This is a genomic window from Dyadobacter luticola, assembly GCF_005860805.1.
GTDB classification, from domain to species: Bacteria; Bacteroidota; Bacteroidia; order Cytophagales; family Spirosomataceae; genus Dyadobacter; species Dyadobacter luticola.
In genome coordinates this window covers 2,366,075-2,389,649 of record NZ_VCEJ01000002.1, presented here as the reverse complement: position 1 = coordinate 2,389,649, position 23,575 = coordinate 2,366,075, and the positions used below count along the sequence as shown (strand labels likewise).

The window sequence follows — 23,575 nt, the reverse complement described above, 5'->3', positions numbered from 1 at the left end:
GACTCAGCTCACTCAAAACCGGGATTTTGTTTCAACAGCTTGTTGTTATCGATTTCCGATTGGGGGATTGGGTACAGCCTGTGCTTCTCGGCTGCATTCGTTTTTCCCACCTTTTGCAGGTTCGCCACAAAAGTCGATTTTCCCGCCGCATCCTTCTGGCGGATCAGGTCAAACCAGCGCTGGTACTCGTAGGTAAGTTCCAGGCGACGGTCGAGGTACACCGAGTCACGAAACTGATCTTTGGTCAAACCGGCAGTCAGGTTCGGGAGCCCGGCCCGGTTGCGCACACGGTTTAAAGATTTGTACGCTTTCACGGTCGGACCGTTTGCTTCATTCTCAGCCTCCGCGTGGATCAGCAATAAATCGGCATACCGCAGGATTGGAACATTGGCCGCCGACTGGTTGGTTACCGCTGCAGAGGCCGGGTCGAGCCACTTATTCCAAAAGGGTGTCGAGTCGCCGGCGATCGACGTATTTGTAATCGGCAGCGCGTATTTTTTTCCGTTTGAAGGACTTGTAAAGCTGCGTACAAAAGTCACGTCACGCCGCTTGTCTCCCGGTTTGAAAAGTTTGTAAATGCTGAAAAACTTATCATTTCCAACGGTGTAGAACCGCACCATGTGCGCATAGTTTCCTGTCAGACCCGGAATTCCGGAAAGGATTGCGCGCGGATATTCCGCATTCCCCTGGTTGAGGGAATTGGACTTGAACTGCGCAGAAAAAATATGCTCCTTATTGTTTTTAAATGCAGGTAAAAAGACTTCCGCATAGTTGGTCACCAGGTCATAATTGTAGGTTCCGGTACCACCGTCAGCAGGTGAAAGCGCCTCCTCGGCAGTAGAAATTGCATCTTTGTAATGTGCGGTGATATTCAAAGGCTGGGAAGCTTTCGTCAAGTACACTTTTGCCAGCAGCGACTTGGCCGCCCCGGCAGTTGCCCGGCCGACGTTGGGAGAGGCGTAACTTGCCGGCAATGCTGCCGCCGCTTCCTTCAAATCCTTCTCGATCTGTGCATACACCTCGGTCGAAGGCGATTTGGCGATTTCATAACTGGCTGCATTCACATCTTTCTGGTACCCGGTCACCAGCGGAACATCGCCGTATAAACGCACCAGGTTGAAGTAATAAAGCGCGCGCAAAAACTTCGCTTCGCCGATCAGGCGTGCTTTAAGCGCTTCGTCGAACTGGATCTCCGGGATTTTTTCCAGCGCGACATTGGCTTTCTTGATCGCCGCATAATGCTGCTGCCAGATTTCATAGATCCGCAGGTTGCCCGACGAATGTGCCAGCACCGAAAGTGAGCGCACATCCGCATTGGTAGCGCCCGGTCCCGGATCTTCATCGTCGCCGGCCATGTTCATGCCGGTGTTGAAAAGGGTATTATAAGGCGTCTGAATGTTGCTTCCGCCCGAATTCAGGAAAAAGTACACCGCATTCACGGCATTTATCGCGTCGGTTTGTGTCTTGTAAAACTGGTCTTCCGAAAGAAAAGATTCAGGTTCTTCTTTCAAAAATTCGCTGCACGAACTGAGGCCGGTCGCCATCATTGCCAGCAGGATATATGTAGACTTTTTCATTTTTTTCTCGATTAATCATTTAAACATGTGCTGGTAGCGCCTCAGAAAGAGAGCGACAAACCTACCTGGTACGACTTGTTGTTTGGGTACACACCGGAGTCAACCCCTTTGGTGATCAGGGACTGGCCGTTTAAACTCACCTCAGGATCATATCCGCTGTATTTGGTCCATGTGATCGCATTTTGTGCAGATACATACACCCGCAGGTTTTCGATGCCTACCCGGGAAAGAAGGCTTTTCGGCAGGCTGTACCCCAGCGACAGGTTTTTCAAACGACCGTAAGTGGCATCCTCGATGAAGCGGTCGGATGGCGTGATGGCAGGATCCTGGAAGGCTGCTTTCACGTCGGTATCCGTATGCGTCGGCGTCCAGCGATCCAGCATGACCGTCGAGGCATTCACATAGCCGGTTCCCAGTTCAAGGTTTGCGCGGTTTTGGTTATACAACTTTCCGCCGATCGACGCCTGCAAAAAAACCGTTAGATCAAACCCCTTGTAGCTGAATGTGTTGGTCAAACCAGTTGTAAACCCGGGTTGGTTTGCAATCACATAGCGGTCACCGGTCTGGGTAATCACGCCGTCGCCATTAAGATCTTTGTATTTCTGGCCGCCCGGACTTTTGTTTTGCTGCGGCGTCAGCGGCGCGTCGCCCTGCTGTATGATGCCGTCGGTTTTATACACAATAAATGATCCCAGCGGGTAACCTACCTTGGCGATGGACGGGTTGGTAATGTTGGGGATAATCTGGCTTACGCCCTCGCCCAGATCCAGGATTTTGTTTTTGTTTTTAGCAAAAATCAGGACCGTGTTCCATTTGAATGCACCCGTCGTATTTTGAGAATTCACGTATAGCTCGATCCCCTGATTGCTCACCTGTCCGATGTTCTGGTAAATCGTCGAAGCCTGTCCGTTGTAAAAATCCGAAAGTCCCGAAGTACCTGCCACTGTTCTGCTCAGGAGCAAATCAGTGGTGTTTTTATGGTAATAATCAACAATAATGTTGAGGCGATTTTTGAAAAGACCTAGGTCAAAACCTGCATCTACCTGGAATGTTTTTTCCCAGCCAAGGTTCGGGTTTGGGACTGTATTCGGGGCATAACCAGATACAGTCGTGTTGGAGAAATTGTACCGGAAATAAGCCAGCTGCGAAAGTGACTGGTAAGGCGGAATGCTCTGGTTACCAGTGGTTCCGGCGCTCACACGCAGTTTCAGAAGACTGATTTTTTTAAACTGCTGAAAAAATTTCTCTTCATTCAAATTCCACCCTAAAGCCGCCGACGGAAAGTATCCCCACTTGTTTCCGTTCCCGAAGCGCGATGAGCCGTCGGCACGCAAGGTGAATGTGAGCAGGTAGCGGTCATCGTAAGCGTAATTGATCCGGCCGAGATAGGAAGCCAGAGACCATTCGCTGGCTGCCGAGCGGGGAGCTATGCTGGTGATACCTGTCGCGAGGTTGTTATAAGAAAATGCATCCGTCGCAAAACCCGCGGCTTCTGCCACCGTACTTTTGGATTTAGAAGTCTGGGCTGTAAAACCCACTACCGCATTCACCCGGTTTTTCTCATTAAGATCTTTGTCGTAACTCAATGTGTTTTCGTTCAGCCAGTTAGTCGTGAAAACCGAACCTACGATTGCGTCGCCGCTGAGCGCCTGACCCTCTGCCGTAGTACTTGGCAGGTAGCGGTTTTGCTTGTTACCCACCACGTCGGCGCCGATCAGCACTTTCGCTTTCAGACCGTCGATAATCGTATATTCTCCCGAAATGTTGCCAAGAAAACGGTTAGTAATCGTCTCATTCAGTTGATTATTAAGCGAATTGATTGGGTTTTGAAGGGCCGACTCAAACGGGCTGTTGATCACAAATGTGCCGTTATCCTGATAAATCGGCAGGGCAGGCGGCGTTTGCAGCAGGTTACCGACGATCGCCGCGGGAGCCACATTCGCTTTGATATTGCTCGCATTGAGATTGGCCATAATCCGGAAGCGATCATTGTACTGGTGATCCACATTCACCCGGGCCGAAAGCCTTCTGAAATCCGTATTTTGAAGTATACCATTCTGTTTGAAATAGTTACCCGAAACCGCCAGCTTGGTTTTGTCTGATCCGGAAAGGATCGACAAGTTGTGACTTTGCATGGAAGCCCGCCGGAATGCAGCATCCTGCCAGTCGGTACCTGCGCCGGTCGTATCCAGCGAATAACCGGTCACAATCGGGATGGAAGCCGTTTTTCCGGAGTTGGCAGCCGCATCTTTCCGGAGCGCCCACCATTGTCCGGCATTGAGCAAAGGAATTGTGCGGATCACCTGCTGGCTTCCGTAAAAAGCGTCGTAGTTGATCGACGATTTGTTTTTCGACCCGGTTTTGGTTGTGATAATCACCACACCATTTGCCCCGCGCGAACCGTAGATCGCCGTCGCCGACGCATCTTTCAGTACGTCAATGTTCTCAATGTCAGCGGTATTCAATGTTGACAGCGGGTTGATTTTCGAACCGTCGGTTACGCCTGCATCGGCCAGGGAATAATCGTTGTTGATCGGGAAACCGTCGATTACGTAAAGCGGGTCACTGCCGGCGGTGATGGAATTGTTACCCCGGATCTGCACGCTGACGCCCCCGCCCGGCTGGCCGGAGGTTTGCGTCACCACCGCTCCGGCCACCGAACCTTGCAGAAGGCGCTCCACAGAAGCTACCGGCTGGCTTTTGATCTCGATCGGCACCGAAGCCACCGAGCCGGTAATGTCTTTCCGCTTTTGTTCGCCATAACCGATCACCACCACCTCATCGAGCACATTGGCTGTTTTGAGGGCAATCTCCACGGCCTCGGTAGTCAATTCGTAAATCTCAATTTCCTGCTGCTGAAAACCGGTAATGTTGATTTGCAGCGTAAAAGGGAATGTTTTAGCAGCGGGAATGCTGAATTTTCCGTCAATGTCCGTCAGCGTATACCTGGTAGTCCCTTTTTCAACGACTGTCGCACCCGGCAATCCCTGGCCCGATTCGTCTTTGACAATGCCCGAAATAACGTCCTGGGCATGGCTGGCAACAGAAGTCAGCACCACCAGCCATAGGAGGAGGTAAAATTTTTTCTTGTCCATCAGATTGTAAAAAATTGGTAAAATAAACTAACTCGCGACGCGTGCTTCCAGCCCGATCGGCTCGATAACAATTTCTTTTGGGGCTACTTCGTCGCCTACCATGGGGCCGCCTGCGGAGAGCTCGCTGCCTTCTTTTTTGGATTTAAGAATCGGCCACAAAAACTGCGCGTACCATTCTTCTTCCTGATAATGTTTGATACCGTACGCCGAAGGATATTTCCTTGTAATGATGCCGGTGCCGAAGATAATGTCCCAGATAAAGAACATGTTACCAAAATTTCCTTTGTAATGTCCGATGCCGTCATCATTCGAATCGGCATGGTGCGCATGGTGCGTGGCAGGGGTCGAGATCAGCCGTTCCAGTACCCAGCCGATCGGGTTGAGCCACTTGATTTCGTAAAAAGGCTTGTCCCAGGGAATGCTCGAATGTGCGCCTGTGGTAATGAGCGATTTGATCACTTTAACAAAAAGTGCCGCATAACCCAGGCCAACATACGTCAATGCCGCGGTAAGGTAAGTTTGCGAGAAAAAGATGGTATAAATGATATTCTGGCGGCTCGCCATCGCCATTCCCATGTACGGCGCGCTGTGGTGGGTGCGGTGAAAACGCCATAACCAGGGGAGCTGGTGGTGCAGGCGGTGGTACCAGTACTGCGTCAGGTCGTCGGCGACGGCGATAATCGCGAAAGCCCACCAGAAAGGGACCCAGGAAAATACATCTTTGGCAGCAGGCAAAATTTGTGGGAGCAGCTGCAAGCTATAATAGGTTACCACGGGCTTCACAACGATTTTGGGAATCACAAAGCAAACAATGTCGAGCACGCTTTCATTTTTGGTCCATTTGTTTTCGTACAGACCGAGGATAAATTCGACGACGCCGATTACCAGTACGATGACTGGCAAGCCCCACGAGCTGAGGTTTTTAAAAATCGCTTCCAAAAATTGCGGCACTTTGAAAGGCAGCCCACTGCTTCCCTGCCAGGGCTTTTGGCCCGTAAAATAAAAGAAGGCAAACATCAATACGATCGGTGCGACATACAGAAGCACACTGATGACGGCATCCCGTTTGATTTGCTGCGGGATTTCTTTTTCGATTTTCATTGTGATAATGGTAAAAAGTGAAATGATACGCTAACTGATCAGTGTATACGCGAGCCAGATTCCGCCGACAATCAGCAGAAAGGGCACAATGGTCAGGAATATTCCCACGGCTATTTTTTTAGCCAGCAGGACTACGTCGGCCTGTGTCATGATAAATTGGAAATTGAATTACTGAAAAATAAAAGATGCGCAGGAATGCGGGGTCAGCAACAACAATGTTGCATGGTGCGGAATGTCGCCGGAAATGTAATGTGGGAAGCCGCGTGCTGCAGCATAAGATTCACCACCTGGCCTGGGCGGGCAGCCAGGCTTGCGTCACGTAAAATAATCGCTTTCATATCTGCGAAAGATTTTGTGTTTTAATACAGCTGCGGGTGGTTCGAAGCCATAGTCTATCAATTATATAGACAAAGTAAGTTTAAGGATTTGAGATTACCAAGCGAGGCAGATTTATTTTTTTGAAAATGTAAAAAAAGGATCAATCGCCTGACAGATACCGCCAGGCGATTGGCGGAAGAAAATTGTGTTAAGCTTGGTCAGCCACATTTCCCGGAGGCAGCAGATTTTCATCAAACCAGACATTCTCGTAATCACCGGCTTTGATGAAGCGCCAGCCCGGGGCGAGGGCAAGGAATTTTACGACGTCGGGGCTCCAATCGTCGAGATGCTTTACATGGAGTGGCAGGAAAAAATCTTCGAAAAGGCTTAATTCCCGGCCGGCCCAGATATACCAGCCGTTACTGTCGCCCTCCGGCGCGATCCGCAGACCGTAAATCGGAAGCGCTGCTTCCAGGATGTTCCGCGATATCCCGACTTTCTGGTCAGGCGCAACTGCATAAAATTCACTGCTCATGGCTTCGCAAAATGCTTTCTGTCTCTGTTGTTGGAGGTTCCAGTTCATAAAATGTCTGCAATGATGGTTTAAGGTGGGTTATCATAAAAACAAATGCTTAATCCGAATTAAAACATAATCGGATTAAGCATTGCATTCCATTTAACTATCGGCAGATGCCAGTAAGCCACCGGTAAAATTGGAGCAAAATAGGATAATGACTAGTCGGTATATTTCAAAACTAATTCGCTCCGTGCAGTAGCGTCATAACCCAGCTGATTTTTGATAAAATTGTCCATCCCGCCATAGCGCTGGTCGATGGTATCGAACACCGCCTGCATGAAACTTTCGTCCACCGTAATGAGCACCGTTATCGCATCCAGATCCATTTTTCGCTTGATGATCTTCCCGGCTTTGGCTTTTCCCAAAGTCCTGCTGTTTTTCTCCGCCCGGTAATAATTGGACATTAAATATTCCTTCATGATCGTCTCGCGGTCCACGTGCAGGATCGACAAAATCAATGCGGAAACAATGCCGGTACGATCTTTCCCGGCAGAGCAATGATACAAAACCGGCTCGTTCTGATCCAGAATGCGGTGGATAATGCCCCGCAGCGAATCCACATTCACGCTCACGGCATCTTTGTAAAAGTCTGTCGTGATTTTTCTTGCCTCCGCCTCATCGAGCCCGCCATCGATGACGCGTTTTTTCAGTCCGGCAATCTGCCCGGCCTCATCGGCGACGGTCGGCGTGTGCAGGTGCGTTACGCCTGCTGGCAAATGATCTTCTTTTCCCTCAATCTCCTGGTTGGTCCGAAGATCGAAAACCGTTTTAATGTGCAAATCTTCAAATTTGGGAAATTCGCTGGTTTTCAATTCGGAAAGATTATCCGACCGGTAAATTTTCCCCCACTTTAATGTACGTCCCTCGGTTGTTTTAAAGCCGCCCAGGTCCCGGAAATTTACCTCGTTTTCAAAAGCAACGTGCCGCCGGGCAGGCAGCAGTGAATCGGGTAGGGTTTTGGTAACGTATTGTTGCGGAAGTTTCGCAGTACAGGAGGCAAGCAGCAGGAGGAAGATGAAGTGTATTTTTTTCACGATCGGGTAATGATTTTTCAGATCAACACACGAGCGCGGCGTAAGGTTTTCTTTATTCAAAAATCATCCCGGCAACTCGATCGTAAACACCGAGCCCTCGCCTAATGTCGATTGTACGTCAATGCTGCCGCCGTACCCTTTTGTCACAATGTCATAACTCAGCGAAAGGCCGAGACCGGTGCCCTGGCCGGTAGGTTTGGTGGTAAAAAACGGCTGGAAAATCTTGTTCCGGATATTTTCGGGAATGCCGGTACCATTGTCTTTCACCGTGATCCTGACTTTGTGAGGCAGTTTTTGCGTGACAATTGTTACTACTGGCCGGTAAGTCGCATCGCTTCCCTGGTTTTGCCTCTGCTGCACCGCGTGAAATGCATTCGTGACGAGGTTCAGGATCAGCCTGCCCATATCCTGCGGCACCAGCAGCATATTGTCCACCGCCGGGTCGAGTTCTTTATCAATCGCCGAATTGAATGTTTTGTCCTTCGCCCGCAGGCCGTGGTAACTCAGCTGCACAAACTCGTCGATCAGCGCATTCAGGTCGGTCGGCTCTTTTTGCCCGCTGTTGTTTCGGCTGTGCTGCAGCATGCCTTTTACAATCGAATCGGCGCGTTTGCCGTGCTGGTGGATACGTTCCAGATTGCCCACCACGTCTTCCATAATTTCCATCGCCAGCTCCGGATTGCCCGCGGCCAGCTCGGCCTTGATCTCGTCCAGCAACTCAATGCTGGTTTCTGAAAAGTTGTTGACAAAATTCAGGGGGTTCTGGATCTCATGCGCGATACCTGCCGTAATTTCTCCGAGGCTTGCCATTTTCTCGGATTGAATCAGCTGTGCCTGAGCCGCTTTCAATTCTTTCAATGCTTCTTCCGCCCGGTTCCGCTGCGACTCGATCTCCACATTCTTCTGCTGCAATTCTTTATAGGTACTATCGAGCCGCTGCCGGTTGCGGTTCACCATCACCAGGATCACGATGGTCAGGATCAATGCCGCGCCGCCCGCGATGAGCATCCACTGTTGCTGCAAATTCTGCTGCTGCAGGGTGCTTTCTTTTTTTGAAAATTCCAGATTGGCATCATAAGCCGCCGCAATGTGCTGACTTTCAATGTTACGCAGGCTGTCGGAGTAAATCTTAAATTGCTTGAAGTAAGTCAGGCCATTTTTGCCGTCGCCCATATCTTCATAAATCCGCGACACAATTTCGCTGGCGTCGCGGAGCAGCTGGGTGTGGCCCATCACTTTCGCTTTTTCCAGCGCTTCCAGGCCATTTTTTAATGCTTCTTTCAAAAGCCCCTGCCGCTGGTAAATCCGCGCAAGCCCGATCAGCGCCTTACAGGCCGAAGTACTGTAATCGTGCTGCTGCGCGAGTTTGGAAGCAGCCTCAAAATACCCCGCCGCTTTCGTCAGGCTGTCCATCTGAAAATACGTGTTGCCCAGCGAATGTGATACGATCGTGAGCATTTCCGGATTGTTGTAGCCGCGGGCGAGCGCGTATGCGGTATTCAGGTTTTTCAATGCGAGCGGCAAAGCCTTTTGCTCAATGTTCACTTCGGCAATGTTGTTGTAAGCCAGGATAATACCGATGGTATCTTTGATTTCTTTGGCGATTTCCAGCGTCTGTTTGTAGGTACTGTCGGCCGAGTCCATTTTTCCCTGATAAAAATGAATGATCGCTACATTGTTGAGCGTGCTGCTCATGACGAATTTGTCGTGGATCGCCTCGGCAGCGTTCAAAGCCGAATAAAACTCTTTCAACGCCGCCGCATAATTTCCCTGGCTCGTATAAAGCAGCCCAATGTTATTTCTTATCCCGGGAAATGCAGCCTGATAATGAATGCGCTCCGCCAGCTCATAACTTTTCTGGTACCAACTGAGCGCTTCCTCAAAATTTCCCTTTGTCATATAGGCATTACCGGTAATTTTATAACTGTCGGTTTCACCTTTTTGATAAGAAGCCTGCTGGCAGCCGATCACATTTGTTTTCAGGAGTATCAAAGCACTGTCCGGATAGCTGTCGGCATACAGAAAAGCAATCTGGTTTATGACATTCAAATAAGCGGTATCTCGCTGGTAATCAGGATTTTTAATGAGTTTACTTTGCTTCTCTTTGAGTACGCGAAGGTTGCTGATCTGGCCTTTCGCATCGGGCAAATAGAAGCACCATAACACCGCTGTCAGGCAGAGCAGAATCGTTAACCGTCCCACGGTTTGACCCAGATAAAATGATGCGAACAACTTGATTTGACGAGGATTAGCGTACTGAAAATCAAAAATTGAAAATAATCTCTTTAATTTTTGACAATTCTAAGAATAAATTGTTAGTTTGACCAACCAAATCTGACCGATATGCCACAAATTACGAACAAAATCAAGTTTTCCGGCTTGCTCGCTACCGGATTAGTCGCCGCGTGGATGTTTACGTCATGCAGCAGCGAAAAGAAAGCCGAAGAAGCAGACGCTGCGGATACGATGCAGGTGGATACTTCGCAGGTCGACACCAGCATGGTAATGCCGCCAGACACGATGCCGATTGTGGATTCTTCTGCCTCTGACCGTCCTGAGGGCCGCAAAACGAAGTAGAATTTTATGAACGAGAAATCCGGTTGCAGGTATTTCAGGCAGTTTTGCCTCAGGTATTTTGCTGCCGGATTTTTCGTTTTTTTGGTATTAGGGTTTGGTTTAAAGGCATTTGGGCAGTCATATTTTTATTTTGAAAATAAAATAACGCCCCCAGGAAAATCGCCCCTCACTTACTATACCTTTTTAACACTAGCCAATAACGGTTCCGGCATTGCGCGGGTCCGGTATGTCGATCCCGCATCGGGTGAAAAGAGGCTTTTGGAAGTCGGCCTGCTTGATTCGACGGACATTAGCCAGGGCATCCAAAATCCGGATCATTACCTTATTCCGGACGGTGAGCCACTGCCCATTCTCGCTACTACCATCGATGGTTTTCACGCACCCAGGATTTTATTTAAAAAAGAAAAAGCGGGCGAAAACCTGTATTATCTTCCAATAAACATTGAATATCATTTACCCGACGGTACTTGGATTTCCTCGGAAATGCTTGTAAACCAGCAAAAAAGTGCCACGGGTCTGCGGGACGAAACCGATCTCGTGCGGGTTTTTTACAATGAATCGGATGACATTTTCAACGACATCCTTTACCAAACCGGCAATACCGGGCAGCGAGGCAGCCTGCCCAGGAGAAAAGAAAAGCTTTACCTCATCAGCGTCGCCAATACCGTCGACAAGGTTATCGGGGAGACGACGAAAATTGATCTGGACAAAGTAACCGGCACTTTCACGAAGCTGGCGGCTGATATGAACATGGAGATCCAGGTTTATAAGATTTCTGGTCCCAGCCTCAGTATTAAAGCGGTTGAAAGTGCGCTGGCCGGTATACGTCCCACTGCCATCGACATTGTCGTTTTTTATTACAGCGGCCACGGTTTTCGGTATACGGACGATAAAAGTTTGTATCCCAGGATGTCGCTGCGACTTAATAAGGATGCGGATCTGGGAAAAAATAACCTGGGCCTGGAATCAGTTAGTAAAATGCTGCTCAAAAAGAAAGCCCGCGTCACGCTCTGCGTCAGCGACTGCTGTAACAGCGACGTGGGCGTGACGGCGCCCCTCGGCCCCGATCCGCTCGTTGTCAAAGATCCTCCCGGTTACCAGCCGCAAATCAATGCATATCTGGTGGCACAACTTTTCTTTCCCGAAAAGCCGGTTTCTATCCTTATCGGATCGGCCGACAAGTACCAGGTTGCAGTGGGAAATCCGGATTTGGGCGGCTATTTCACACATTCGTTTACGTCCGAAATGCGCAATGTCCTATACGGCTCGGGGAGTAATGTTACCTGGCTGAGCCTGCTGGCAAATACCCGCGCCAAGGCAACCCGACTGTCGCTCTCGGCACCCTGTAAAGGCGATGGCCCCTGCGTGAACAATCGCCGGCTGCAATCCGCGCGGTTTGAGGTTTCAAAGTGAATGTTATTCGCTAAGTAACTGATCCAAAGTGCCATACCAGTCCCGATCGTGGTCTTGCTTATAAAACTTTTCGCGCGGCTGGAACGGGTACTGCTTCATCATTTCTTTCCATCGGGCAGACTTGCGCAAACGTTCCCAGGCAGGGTCGGTTGCCACGACGTTTTCCGACGTAAACCCGTTTTTTAGTGATTCGTATAACGCAGCAAATGCTTTATTTTTTTGTCGCTGACGGGCATATAACCGGGCGAGCGAATAATCTTGTACGGCTTTTGCCGGGTTGCGGTTTTCAGCGTCGGCGTGCAGGGAAGCGGGCGCGGCTTGCAGGTAAGTCAGGGCGTCGGATTTGCGGCCGGCCAGCAGGTTTGTTTTTGCCAAAATCAAAGAAGCCTCATTTTGCAGCGTCGGATTTTTTGTTTTTTCTTTTTCCAAAATAATCGTCGCACGCCCGGGTTGGCCGCTTAATGCATACCAGTCAGCCAGTTGCATGTTTTGAGCCCGGGTTGTCTCTCCCCGATTATACAAAACTTCCAGCTGCTGCACGGCCAAATCAGGTTCCTGGGCTGCAATGCTGTAATTGATGATCTTGGTAAGGAGCGCTGCGTCCGGATGATGCCGCGCGATCAATTCCCGGTACTTTTCCAAAGCCTCTTTGCGCTTCCCTGTCCAGCTAAGCAAATCGGCAATCGCTTCGAGCAAATGCGGATCAGGTTCCAAATCTCCTGACAGTCGGACCGCCATTTTCAACTTTTCCAGGGAAACCAGGGCCGGATCGTATACGGGAAAAGCTACTTGCAGGAATTCTCCGGTGCCCGGAATTGCCACCTGAATTTCACCGGGACCCGGTACCGTTCCAAAGCTTTCATTTGCCAAAAACGGATAAGAGTAACTTTTCAGGATTTTGTAAGCCAGCTCGTAACTGGCAGCCGGAACATTACTAAAAGCCCTCGCAAGCCGGTTATACAGGAATATTCCGGCCTTTCTCTGCCACTCACTATCCCGCGGAAACAGCTTGTCCATTCTTTCATAAAACTGAAAAGTCGCCGCCTCCGCCAGCCTGTTCACCTGAATCCGATACGACCTCGCGTTACTCACCGCGAAGTTCATTTTTTGCAAAGCAGCCACCCTGGCGTTTCCCACTTCCAGGTTCAGCTGTACCTGCCGGAGATAGGTCTTTTCCGCAGACAGATAATCACCCGCATCTTCCTGATTTTTAGCTATTTTCAGGTATCCAGCCATTTCCGGGAGCGGCAAAAATGGCGCCAATTCCGGGTTCTGCGCGTAAGGCGAATACTGTAAAAATTCCGCGTACCAGGGGTTGTCTGTTTTGGCAAAATCCCCCTGAAAAGTGGCCTGGTCTTTCAGTAGGTTATTTTCAATGTCAGAAATCTGCTGGTATCGCTGCAATGCTTTTTCAGGTTGTTTTAAATGTTCGTTGATAGCTGCAAGCAGGTAGTGATCTTCGAGCCTATTGTACTGATATCCGATCATTTGCACCAATAAACAGGTGTCCGCTTCGCTGCGCATACCAATGCTTTTTTGCAGAAAATCGGCCAGGCTGGTGTCAGGCTGGTAAGTATTGATCGAATCGAGCAAGATCGGCTCGGCTTCGGCCCATTTTTTACGCTCAAAAAGCATTTTGCCCCGATAATGTTGCACAAGAGGCATTTTTGGATGCTGAGCCGAAAGCCGCTTCAAGGACTGCAAAGTCTTTTCCGGATTTTCCTGCATGGTTTTCAATGCGTCCACGAGCTGCACATAGGGCTTTGATGCTGGTGCTGCCACATCGCGGAACATGTCGCACGATAGCCAATCACCTGGATAGCGGGGAGGCGCGCCGGTCGATGCCAGGCCGGTGATGAAATAGTCCATATTCAGCGAATAACCGCGTTTTCGGTACGCAGCTTCGGTAAGGTACCAGTCGGCTTTTCCATAGTCTCCGGTGCTGGTATAAATGCTGCCCAGTCTTTCATAAGGCAAAAAATGCCGCTCATTCTCGCGGATCGCTTTCAGGAAATAACTTTCGGCAGCCAGCAGGTTACCGTGCTGCTCCATCGCCAAACCTGCATTGACAAAAGAATAGGATAGGTCGGGCTGCAGCGAATCCGAGATCTGCAATGCCTCTATCGCCTTCCTTAGATTTCTGGTAGCCAGCCCGATGCGGATCTTGTTACTCCACGGCACCGCCCAGGTCGGCGATAGTTCCCGTGCAATGTCGAAATGCCGGTCGGCGAGCGCGTATTTTTTGCGGAGTATGTACAAATTTCCCAGCTCATTGTGAATGTAAGCCGCATACGGTTCCAGTTTCAAGGCCTGCTCCTGGTAAGAAAAGGCCTGGTCGAGCAGGGGGGCCGGTTTGGGCGCCGTAGCCATTTGTAGCCGCAGCGACAATCCGCTCAGGTAGGCTTCCTGCACATTTAGTAACTGATACAAAAAATTATCCTGCGGACACACCTGCAAGGCCACCCGCAGCATGCTCAGAAAATTGGAGTAAAACTTGTCATCCGAATAATACTGCCGTTTTTCCAACTCATCAATGTCACCCGACAAATACGCGTTGACCATTTCCTGCGCCTGGCTGTGTACCAGCTGCACAAAGCGCTCGTTGAAATTCCTGGTCAAATTGCGGCTCCGTGAAAACTGGGTTTTCAACATTTGCAGGCTGTCGGTCCTGGCAAAAAAATAGGTTTTATCTCGCTCCGGGTTCGTTGCCTTTTCTTTGTCCAGCTGCTGCTGGTAGAGGATACATTCCTCCACGATTTGGAGCGGCAGGCTATCAGGTGAAATGTGGCCATAAGTGCTGAAATGCAGCTTACTGGCAATATTTTGGTTTTTTATTAAGGTAAATAAATAGTCGATCGGCTGGATCGCGAGCGATCCGAAAATCTGGACTGCGGACTGCGGGCCGCCGGGTTTACGGGCGACATTTGCCGTCAAGCTATTTAAGGTAGAAATATCCCGCATCGCTATCGTCTGGTAGGGGTTACCATCGGAAACCGGATGCTGCTTATGTGCATTCCTGACCAGAATTTTATCCGTAATAAAAGCCGAATCCAGGTAGCGATTGAGTTCTTTGAGTTGAATGGTATCGTTCTGGTCGAGATCAGCCAGGCCATTCAAACCTTGTAATAAATAGTAAGAAAACACCCCGCGACCGCCACCCCAGTCTTCACTTTCTGCCGCTTCTTCGTTCACCTCGCAGGCGGCGAGCCTTGTTTCATTGTTTAAAATCTGCTGTAACTGTCGGGCAACCAGTTGTTTGCCTTTATAATAATCACCCGCCAGCTTGCCGGTATGGCAGGCGTCGGTGACGAGCACGACGGTGACGTTGTTTTCAGTAGAAAGCTGGTTGGCTACTTTGTTGAGGTCTTCCAGGGCAATTGCATTGTTTCGGTAATTGTTCGGCGGGGAGTTGTAGGCCAGTAAATAACCAAGACTGAACTTGTTTTCGGTCTCAACATCGCCATGGCCCGAGAAATAAATATATGCCTTATCATCCTTGCCGCAATGTTCCTGCAGCCAGTTTAGGGCATCATAAATCGCAGCGATCCCGGCATTTTCATTGAGTAGCAGTCGGATATTTCCTGCGGGCACATTGCCGCCTGCTTTGGACTGTAAATAGGCCGCAAACAAAGTGGCGTCACGGTCGGAAAACCGGAGCGTGGAGAGGGCGGGATTTTGGTATTGACTGATACCGATCACGACGGCATAAGTGCGCTGCTTACCCGGCGCACCAAGCGCATCCTGCCAGAGGATGCAGCAGAAACACAGCAAGAGCAGTCTTCCGAACCCGACCATAAACCTTTTCTGAATGTAAAAGAGGAGCGTTGGAAATCCGGTAATGCCGCCCGGATCATTCCAGGCGGCATTTTTTTAAAGTTAAGAATAATTATTTCTTGGAGATCCGGTAAAGCCTACCCTGATCGGTCACCGTGTAAAGCGCGCCGTCTTTGCCCTCGGTAATGTCCCTGAAACGCTGCCCTTCGCCGCTCAGCAGCCTTTCTTCTCCCACTACTTTGTTGTTTTCTATTACCAACCGGGTTACCTGCATACTGCTTAAACCGCTGATAAACAGATTGTTTTTCCACTCAGGAATCGCATTTCCACTGTAAAAGGTGATGCCGCTCGGAGAAACCACGGGATCCCAGTAATAAACCGGTTGCTCCATACCCTCTTTCACCTGGATAGAGTCTCCGATCTTCTTGCCGCTGTATTCGATACCATAAGTAATGGTCGGCCAGCCGTAATTTTTGCCTGGCTCAATACGGTTCAACTCGTCGCCGCCTCTTGGACCAAATTCCACTTCCCACAAATCGCCGGTAACCGGATGAAATGCCAGTCCCTGCACATTGCGGTGACCGTAGGAATACAGCTCCGGCTTAGCACCAGATTTACCTTCAAACGGATTTCCAGCCACCGGCTTGCCATCTTTGGTAATCCGGATCACCTTTCCAAGGCTCGAATTTAAATGTTGCGCTTGCGGGCGTGTGATTGTATCCGAACGCTCGCCGGTGCTGATTACCAGGTTGTTATTTTTGTCAAAAAGAATTCGACCACCGTAGTGCAGATTGCTTGCGAATGCAGGCGTAGCGCGGTAAATCACTGTTGCGCCTTCAATTTTCTTCTCATCGGCCGAAAGTTTTCCTTTTGCTACCGCAGTGAGGTTACCATCAGGCCGGGCTTCTGCAAACACCCAATAAATCATTCTGTTAGTCGCAAAATCAGGGTCAACGCGGATGCCGAGCAAACCGCCTTGTCCTTCTGCATTCACCGCCGGGATACCCGTGATCGGCTCGCTCAGCTTGCCGTCCGTGGTCGCAATGCGCATGTCGCCTGCTTTTTCGGTGATGATCAGCCTGCCATCTGGGAGCGAAGTGATGCCCCAGGGGTTTTTCAGGTCGCTGCTAAGTACTTTGCCTTCGTAAGCGGTCTTGGATTTTACGCCGGCGATCCGGGTCTGGCCTTCAAATGCCGGTTTGTAATCAGAATTTGCCTTTTGGGTTTCCACAGGTGCCGAGGAAGTACTGTCGGCGCTGGCTGTATCGGTGCTTTCCGACGATTTATTCTGGCAAGATGCGAAAGCAAAAGCGGCCCCTGCGAGTACTAGCAAAACATTTCTAGTCATTTTCTCCAAAGTTAAAGTGTTTTAAGGTGCGGTTTGGGTCAAAGGTCTTCATCCTCAAACCGTAACTATCAAAATCTGTTTACATATAAATGGTTCCGTAAACGAAGCAGAAAAGTCGGAATTATACTGATCAAAAAGCCTTTGCATAAATCATATCATCCGCTGGATAAATGGAAAGTAGCTACCGTATCGCTTCGATTAGGTTTGTAAAAATCTGAAAGAACAGTAAACGGGCTGGACGGATTCCAGTGGATCATCGATATGAAACTTGAACTATTGAAGGTAGCCGACTCGCCGAAAATTGACCAGAACCAGGCCATTTGGGTCTCGGATCAGGAAAAAGGCTTTTACATGACCGACACCTGGAAAGTGGTCTGGCTGGAAGCAGGCGGCAATTTTGACCGTAAAACGATTTGGGAAACAAATGATCACGTGGAGGCCTACCAGATGAAGGGAATGTATGATAAACGACTTCCCGATCCGCTTTTTGAAGAAATCCGCACGCAGGGAATTTCCGGTTTCAAGCTGTTATCGAAGCAGTTATATGACGAGCTGGATGTTCCGGCGGGGTCTACTTCTGCGCTGGAAATGGCCAATCGCTTCGGGTTGGTACGGGGACATTTACCGGTTCTGGGACACCATGATAAGATTTTTACATTTGAAGGGAAGGCCATGTCCATGGCCGAAATGGCTGTGGAATCGCTGGATATTCTCGCTACTATCAGAATGAAAGGAAAGGTGCCGGTAGATGTGCAGCTCCACCCGAAAATGAGCCTGATTGTATATATCACCAATTACAGCGAAGTGCACGTACAGCATTTCAACCAGAAGGGCTTTAAAAAATGTTTCAAGGTTACAGATCTGCAAAAACCTGGCTATCAGGCCGGATTCACTTCGGACGGACGCTACCTGATCATTTGCGGAACAGGTTATCTGCAAATGTTTGAAGTGGGCGAAACGGCTTTTAATCTCGTTTCCGCCATCGACATCGCTACTCGGTCTTTTGCAATCATGGACGACTGGCTGGTGCTGAACAAAGGGATGCATGGCCTCGAACTTTACCACATCGGCGAGCGGCTGGAAAAGGTTTCTTCGCTTCAAATACCCTTCGCCATCGACCGGATGATTTGTCATCCCGGCCAGCGAATGTTGCTGTTGACAGGCAATCCTTTCCGTGAAATTGCCTTCATAGGGCTCTCGAATTGTCCGTTAGTTAAATGATATCTGCCGTTGGTTCATTACCGGCCATTTCCGCTTTCCTGTGTTAATCACATTCACTTACTTTGGATGCCGACCATATACTTAAAATAGTATGAAAAAATTGTATCTAACTTTCGGGATCGTCCTGGTGGCCTTTCGGCTCCAAGCCCAACAAATTTCCCCCGGCGCTATTTATGCAGCCTCTAATTCTGCTTCTGCGGGCGGTGTCAGTCTCGATTGGGTGCTGGGCAGTATCAATACACAGCCCGAATTATCGGTACTACCCGTAAAGCTGATCAGTTTTGAAGGCCAACTTACAAGCACCGGCGACGCTGAAATCCATTGGAAAACTGCCGGGGAAAGCGGCAATAAGGGTTTTGAACTTCAAAAGTCGACCGACGGAAAAATATTCGAAAAAATTGCCTGGATAGACGGCGCCGGCGATAGCAACACAGAAAAAGATTATCACTTCACAGACCGGGAATTGCGTACCACCAGTTATTACCGACTGAAACAATTTGACTGGATAGGGTCATTTTCAATGAGCAGAATTATCTCTGTTGTTCCGGCGTTTGAAAGTATCACTCAGTTTTCCGTATATCCAAACCCGTCACCGGATGGAAATGTGCAGATTAAGCTACCGGAGCGGACTTCGATGGTGAGTTTGGTTGATTCAAAAGGTATCAATGTCATGCAGCAGGCAAATCCTTCAAAAGAAAATACCTTCAAACTTCCGGTTTCAGGTTTGTATTTGCTGACAGTAAAAACGGCGACGGAGCAAAAGACGATCAAGATTATCAGACGTTAACCAACATCACAACACACAAGGCGGCCCCTCTTGAACCTTTTCAGTTTCAGGAGGGGCCGCTTCTTTTTTTGACGCAAGCCTTTTTCCGTTAAATAAGTTTGAGCGACCGGTGGAAAATTACAATACATGAAAAAAGCGGTTAAAGAATATATTTAGACAAGCTCAACCAAGTGATCCATCACCGCCGGATTTTTAATAGCAAATCAGATAAAAGTGATCATTAACCGATAAGAAAGAAATTCAGACCTAACCCGACCTCATGAGAAAACTGCTTTGTATACTGATTTTTCTGATCCCGCTACTGGGAAAGGGTCAGTATATATTTCAGAACTTGCAGGGGGAGGATGGGCTTAGTGCAAAGCAGGTAAGATGCCTCCACAAAGATCCGGACGGCTTTTTATGGATTGGAACAGTCAATGGTCTCAACCGGTACGATGGTGCGGTTGTTAAAAAGTATGTCAATAATCTCGCTAGGAAAGAGCTGGTTGTCAATGATATTTATGCAGATACTACCGAGTCTGACCTGATGGTCGCCACAACGATCGGGATATATATTTTTAATAAGGATACAGGTAAGTTTTCAGTCGATAAACGATTTGCGCCGGTTAAAAATCAAAGTGTGCTTTCTATCCGCAAAGATGGTTTGGGCAAGATTTGGGTCATCACCACCAATGAAATTTATGTGCTCCACGGCGGAGAGCTGATGAGGGGACTGCGGTACATCCCCGAATTGAAAATGATTGAGGACCAGCGATTTATTGTGTCAGCATTCATCTGGGATGAAGCGGACGGCGGCTTCTGGATCGGCGGTACCAAAACTTACTTCCTCGATTGTCGAAATCGCGCCGTTTACGATCAATATAAAAACCCGAAAAAACTGCCGCTGCTGGAACTGACCAAAGTTTATGCGATCACGCTGGACAAGCAGGGTAATGTCTGGTACGGCTCCAATGCTACCAAAACGCTGTATTTCTGGAATAGGAAAACCAATAAGGTCGAGCAGTACAACGATTTTGACGGTATCAAACTCACCGACGGTTGCAATTTTCTGTTTGTCGACAGCAAAGAGCGGCTCTGGATTTCCACCTGGCTTTTTGCCGCCTTCATCAAAGAACCCGGAAAACCGATTAAAAAAATTCCTTACAGCCAGGAAGAGACCTACTCGATCGGTTACGGACACTTCAATAGTGCGCTTGAAGACGAAAATGGTGATGTTTGGCTGGGAACGATCAATGGTGTCAGCAAAAATTTGAACAATTCGCTTTTTGTGGCCATCCACAAATTGCCCAGCTTCAAGTTTATTCATCATACTGGTTTTGCGCATATTAATCACATTCAGGTGGACGGCCAGCACGTGATGGCCTGCAAGGAGGACGGGATTGTGTATTATGATCTTAGTGCACGGACTTACAAGCGGTTTTTTGTGACGCAAAACGAAGACCTGATCAGAAACAGGTTTGTGATGTCTGTAAAAGTAAAAGACGGGACCTGGTGGTTTGCGGGCCACGATGGCATTTATCACCTGACCAGCCCCGACAAGGACATTAAGAAATTCACCGGTTATACGCCGAGAGGAACTGCCACCTATGCGAGCTTCGTTTTTCAGGATCAAACCGGAAAAATCTGGTTTCAGATTGACGATGACGCGATTTACCGATACAATCCTGACTCTCAAAGAGTTGACCGTTTTGACGGAAAAGATGAATCATTGGGTAAATTTAGATATCAGTATGCTCAGAGCTATTTACAGCTTCGCAACGGTGATATTCTGTTTGCGATGGAAGGTGAAGGATTTGTCCGCTTTGATATCCGCACCGAGAAGTTCACCAAGATTACGGTAACCAATCCAAATTCCTTTTACGTTAACAAACCTATTGAAGATCCGAAAGGGAATATTTGGGCGACAGTTTTCGGCCGCGGATTGATCAAATTTAGCCCGAAAGGTACATTACTGGACAGCATCAATACGGGAAATGGATTGATTTCCGACCAGATCAACAACATCGATATAGATGCAAACGGGAACATCTGGACGGTAGACGGTGAGGGGTTGCAGATGGTAAATCCAGTTTTGAAAACGGCTAATAAGATCAAGCTGGATATGGGGAAAACATTGCAGGATTACTGGAACTTCGTTGTTTTCCATAAAGGCCTGCTGTATGCCGTGATGCTCGACCACCTGGTGATTCTCGCGCCGTCCCGTTTTGGGGATATCCGGGTTTCTGATCCGCCGGTTTTGTCGGGGATCAGTTCGTTTGGCAGAGAATTGGGCAATTACAGAAATCAGCAAGAAATAGAGCTTGAACCCGATAATGCATTTCTGACATTTCAGTACGCATCCCGGCGGCATCGGGATATTCCCTCGCTTCAATACAGTTACCAGCTTGAAAATATAGACAAAGACTGGATCTATGCGGGCCGCTCGCTCTCGATTTCTTATAGTAACCTGCTGCCCGGGAGATACACTTTTAAGGTTCGCAGCACCGACGGAAAAGGTCGCTGGATGCGGAGTTTTACTAAACTGGGCATTGTAATACTTCCGCACTGGTGGCAAACCTGGTGGTTTTACCTGCTTATCGCAATTCAAACGACTATTTTTTCGAGCATTATCTATAACGCATATCTGAGAAGGGTCAGGAAAGCGAAGATTGACAAGACGATCAGCTATTTCATGAACTCGGCTTATGGTGAGAATTCGGTGAGTGAAATTTGCTGGGATATTGCCAGAAATTGCATGGGGCAGCTGAATTTCGAAGACTGTGTTGTGTATCTGCTGGACCGAAATTCCGACAAACTGGTGCAGAAAGCGGCGTACGGTTCTAAAAATCTGACAGGGCATGAAATACATAATCCGATCGAAATTTCGGTAGGCGAGGGGATAGTCGGGACGGTGGCGCAAACTGGCAAGCCACTTATCATTGCGGATACTTCGAAAGATCCGAGATACATTATGGATGATGAGCAGCGGTTTTCTGAATTGGCGGTTCCGATTATGTATGAGGGGAAAGTGTTGGGCGTCATCGACTCCGAACATAGCAAGAAGGATTTTTTCCGGGAGCGGCATCTCAATACCATGGTGACCATCGCCGCGATCAGCGCTACAAAAATTGCAGAGGCGCTGGCGCTACAAATGGCGCGGGAAAACCAGATTCAGGTTTTGCAGCTTAATAAAATGCTTGCCGAAAGTCAGCTGATTGCCTTGCGCGCGCAGATGAACCCGCATTTTGTCTTCAATTGCCTCAATAGTATTCTTGAATGTATCGTCACTGGAAAGATCAGCGAAGGAGCGGATTATCTTAACAAGTTTGCCAAGCTGTTCCGGTTGATTTTGAATAATTCCGGCGAAAACCTCATCGCGATTGAGGAAGAAATATCGGTGCTGCGGTTGTACCTCGAATTGGAGCTGATGCGGTTTGGCAACGGTTTCACTTTCAAGATAGAATGCGATGACCAGCTTCTCGACAATGAAATCCTGGTTCCTTCCATGCTGTTTCAGCCGTACGTCGAAAATGCGTTGTGGCATGGCCTGATGCACAAATCCGACAACCGTCATTTGACTATTTCATTCACTATTCTGGATGATAGCCGAATGCAATGTGCGATCGAGGACAATGGTATAGGCAGGAAAAAATCGATGGAGTTAAAGAAAAGTGCGAACAGTATCAAAAAGCACGTCTCCAAAGGTCTGATGATCTCACAGCAAAGGTTGGAACTGATCAGAAGGCAGGGCGAACATGCGGAAGTTAAAATTATTGATAAATATGATGACGCCGGCGAAGCATTGGGCACATTGGTGCAGATAGAGCTGTCTACTTCCCTGGACGATTAGTAAACAATTTGAAAATGAAAATTTTAATAACATTATTCTCGGTAATCGATGTCCTGGGTGGGTGCTATTTGATTTTTAAATTATTAGCGAGCCGAAAAACGGATCGTGATCAAAATGAATTAATCCTGCCAACAATTCTGACCATCTCGTGCGGTTTGGCTTCTTATTTGTTTTTCGTGAATTTACACATTTACCAGGCTTTGCTGATCGGGTCATTTCCGATCCTTATTTTTATTTATTTAATTTTTATAGCCTATAATAGAAAAGATAAAATCAATTAAATAGAATTGATAATCAAAAAGGCCAGCTTTATAATTGAAACTGATTCAATTATAAAGCTGGCCTTTTTGATTTAAAGATAAATTTATTCCCGCCTCAGAACTAATATAAAAAGAAGAAATCCGAAAGACAGAATAGATGCAAATGCTTGTGTGGCAATCATGACTTTACTAACTGTTATCAGATTGCTAAACTCAAAAACTTGCGCTATAAGCAGGTTCAAAATTAATATCAGCCCGATTTTGCTGAGACTACTTAGTTTGAAGGTTGTACTTCTGAACATTCCGTCCACGGTATCCTTCGAGACGACCGCCACGAAAGCGACGCAATTAATGGATAATCCCAGTTCCTCGATCGACATTTTCTATATGTTAGGTTTGTGTTAAAACCAAATATGGAAATTGCCAGTTACATTTCACGAATCCGTTTAACCATCGGTACGATCTAATAATTTAACGGTTACGAAATACTTCGGAAAGTGGTGGTCATCCTTAAAATTAAAATAACTTCCCTTAAAATAAGAGAAGTTATTTGCACTATCTACTCAACGTTCCTCTATTACTTAACCTTTGGATTACATGTCGGGCGGGCGCCCAACTCTCTTTTCCATTGCGGCTGAGAATATGAACAAATGTGCTGCTTCCT

The 23,575-nt window shown here is 48.2% G+C and carries 14 protein-coding genes; 5 read left to right on the top strand and 9 right to left on the bottom strand.

Annotated features, from left to right (window positions below; translation table 11 throughout):
* Positions 1-8: 8 nt before the first annotated feature.
* The 6 genes from FEN17_RS10010 to FEN17_RS09985 all read right to left on the bottom strand — a co-directional run bounded on the left by FEN17_RS10010 (position 9) and on the right by FEN17_RS09985 (position 9,904).
* Positions 9-1,577, bottom strand: a complete 1,569-nt coding sequence (locus tag FEN17_RS10010; RefSeq protein ID WP_138365108.1) for a RagB/SusD family nutrient uptake outer membrane protein — start codon at positions 1,575-1,577, stop codon at positions 9-11.
* Between the two features lie 41 nt (positions 1,578-1,618).
* Positions 1,619-4,672 (bottom strand): SusC/RagA family TonB-linked outer membrane protein, encoded by a 3,054-nt coding sequence (locus tag FEN17_RS10005; RefSeq protein ID WP_138365107.1) that lies wholly within the window; start codon positions 4,670-4,672, stop codon positions 1,619-1,621.
* A gap of 27 nt (positions 4,673-4,699) precedes the next feature.
* Positions 4,700-5,773 carry a sterol desaturase family protein gene (locus tag FEN17_RS10000; RefSeq protein WP_138365106.1) on the bottom strand — a complete coding sequence of 358 codons (1,074 nt, stop codon included), beginning with the start codon at positions 5,771-5,773 and terminating at the stop codon, positions 4,700-4,702.
* Positions 5,774-6,299: 526 nt separating this feature from the next.
* Entirely contained in the window at positions 6,300-6,674 is a 375-nt protein-coding gene (locus FEN17_RS09995) for an immunity protein Imm33 domain-containing protein (protein WP_138365105.1), read from the bottom strand.
* A 152-nt stretch (positions 6,675-6,826) separates the two neighbouring features.
* Positions 6,827-7,702, bottom strand: coding sequence for a tyrosine-protein phosphatase (locus tag FEN17_RS09990; RefSeq protein ID WP_138365104.1), 876 nt, complete (start codon positions 7,700-7,702; stop codon positions 6,827-6,829).
* Positions 7,703-7,765: 63 nt separating this feature from the next.
* Positions 7,766-9,904, bottom strand: a complete 2,139-nt coding sequence (locus FEN17_RS09985; protein ID WP_138365103.1) for a tetratricopeptide repeat protein — start codon at positions 9,902-9,904, stop codon at positions 7,766-7,768.
* Between the two features lie 141 nt (positions 9,905-10,045).
* On the opposite strand from FEN17_RS09985, the gene FEN17_RS09980 reads away from it, so the two are divergent.
* Both FEN17_RS09980 and FEN17_RS09975 read left to right on the top strand, forming a co-directional pair.
* A complete protein-coding gene (locus FEN17_RS09980; protein ID WP_138365102.1) occupies positions 10,046-10,279 on the top strand; it encodes a hypothetical protein in 234 nt (77 codons plus the stop codon).
* A gap of 6 nt (positions 10,280-10,285) precedes the next feature.
* A complete protein-coding gene (locus FEN17_RS09975) occupies positions 10,286-11,692 on the top strand; it encodes a caspase family protein (protein ID WP_138365101.1) in 1,407 nt (468 codons plus the stop codon).
* 3 nt (positions 11,693-11,695) lie between these two features.
* Here the strand turns inward: FEN17_RS09975 and FEN17_RS09970 are convergent, their stop codons facing one another.
* The gene (locus FEN17_RS09970; RefSeq protein WP_138365100.1) at positions 11,696-15,487 is read right to left on the bottom strand and encodes a TPR end-of-group domain-containing protein; all 3,792 of its coding nucleotides are present in this window, start codon (positions 15,485-15,487) and stop codon (positions 11,696-11,698) included.
* Between the two features lie 91 nt (positions 15,488-15,578).
* Positions 15,579-16,814: a PQQ-dependent sugar dehydrogenase gene (locus FEN17_RS09965; protein WP_138365099.1), complete on the bottom strand. Its 1,236-nt coding sequence runs from the start codon at positions 16,812-16,814 to the stop codon at positions 15,579-15,581.
* 261 nt (positions 16,815-17,075) lie between these two features.
* Between FEN17_RS09965 and FEN17_RS09960 the strand changes: the two genes are divergently transcribed.
* From FEN17_RS09960 to FEN17_RS09950, 3 genes are all read left to right on the top strand, one after another.
* Positions 17,076-18,035 (top strand): hypothetical protein, encoded by a 960-nt coding sequence (locus tag FEN17_RS09960; protein WP_138365098.1) that lies wholly within the window; start codon positions 17,076-17,078, stop codon positions 18,033-18,035.
* A 91-nt stretch (positions 18,036-18,126) separates the two neighbouring features.
* Positions 18,127-18,822 (top strand): T9SS type A sorting domain-containing protein, encoded by a 696-nt coding sequence (locus FEN17_RS09955; RefSeq protein ID WP_138365097.1) that lies wholly within the window; start codon positions 18,127-18,129, stop codon positions 18,820-18,822.
* A gap of 259 nt (positions 18,823-19,081) precedes the next feature.
* Positions 19,082-22,651 (top strand): sensor histidine kinase, encoded by a 3,570-nt coding sequence (locus tag FEN17_RS09950; protein WP_138365096.1) that lies wholly within the window; start codon positions 19,082-19,084, stop codon positions 22,649-22,651.
* A gap of 364 nt (positions 22,652-23,015) precedes the next feature.
* Here the strand turns inward: FEN17_RS09950 and FEN17_RS09945 are convergent, their stop codons facing one another.
* Positions 23,016-23,291 (bottom strand): hypothetical protein, encoded by a 276-nt coding sequence (locus FEN17_RS09945; protein WP_138365095.1) that lies wholly within the window; start codon positions 23,289-23,291, stop codon positions 23,016-23,018.
* Positions 23,292-23,575: the final 284 nt, after the last annotated feature.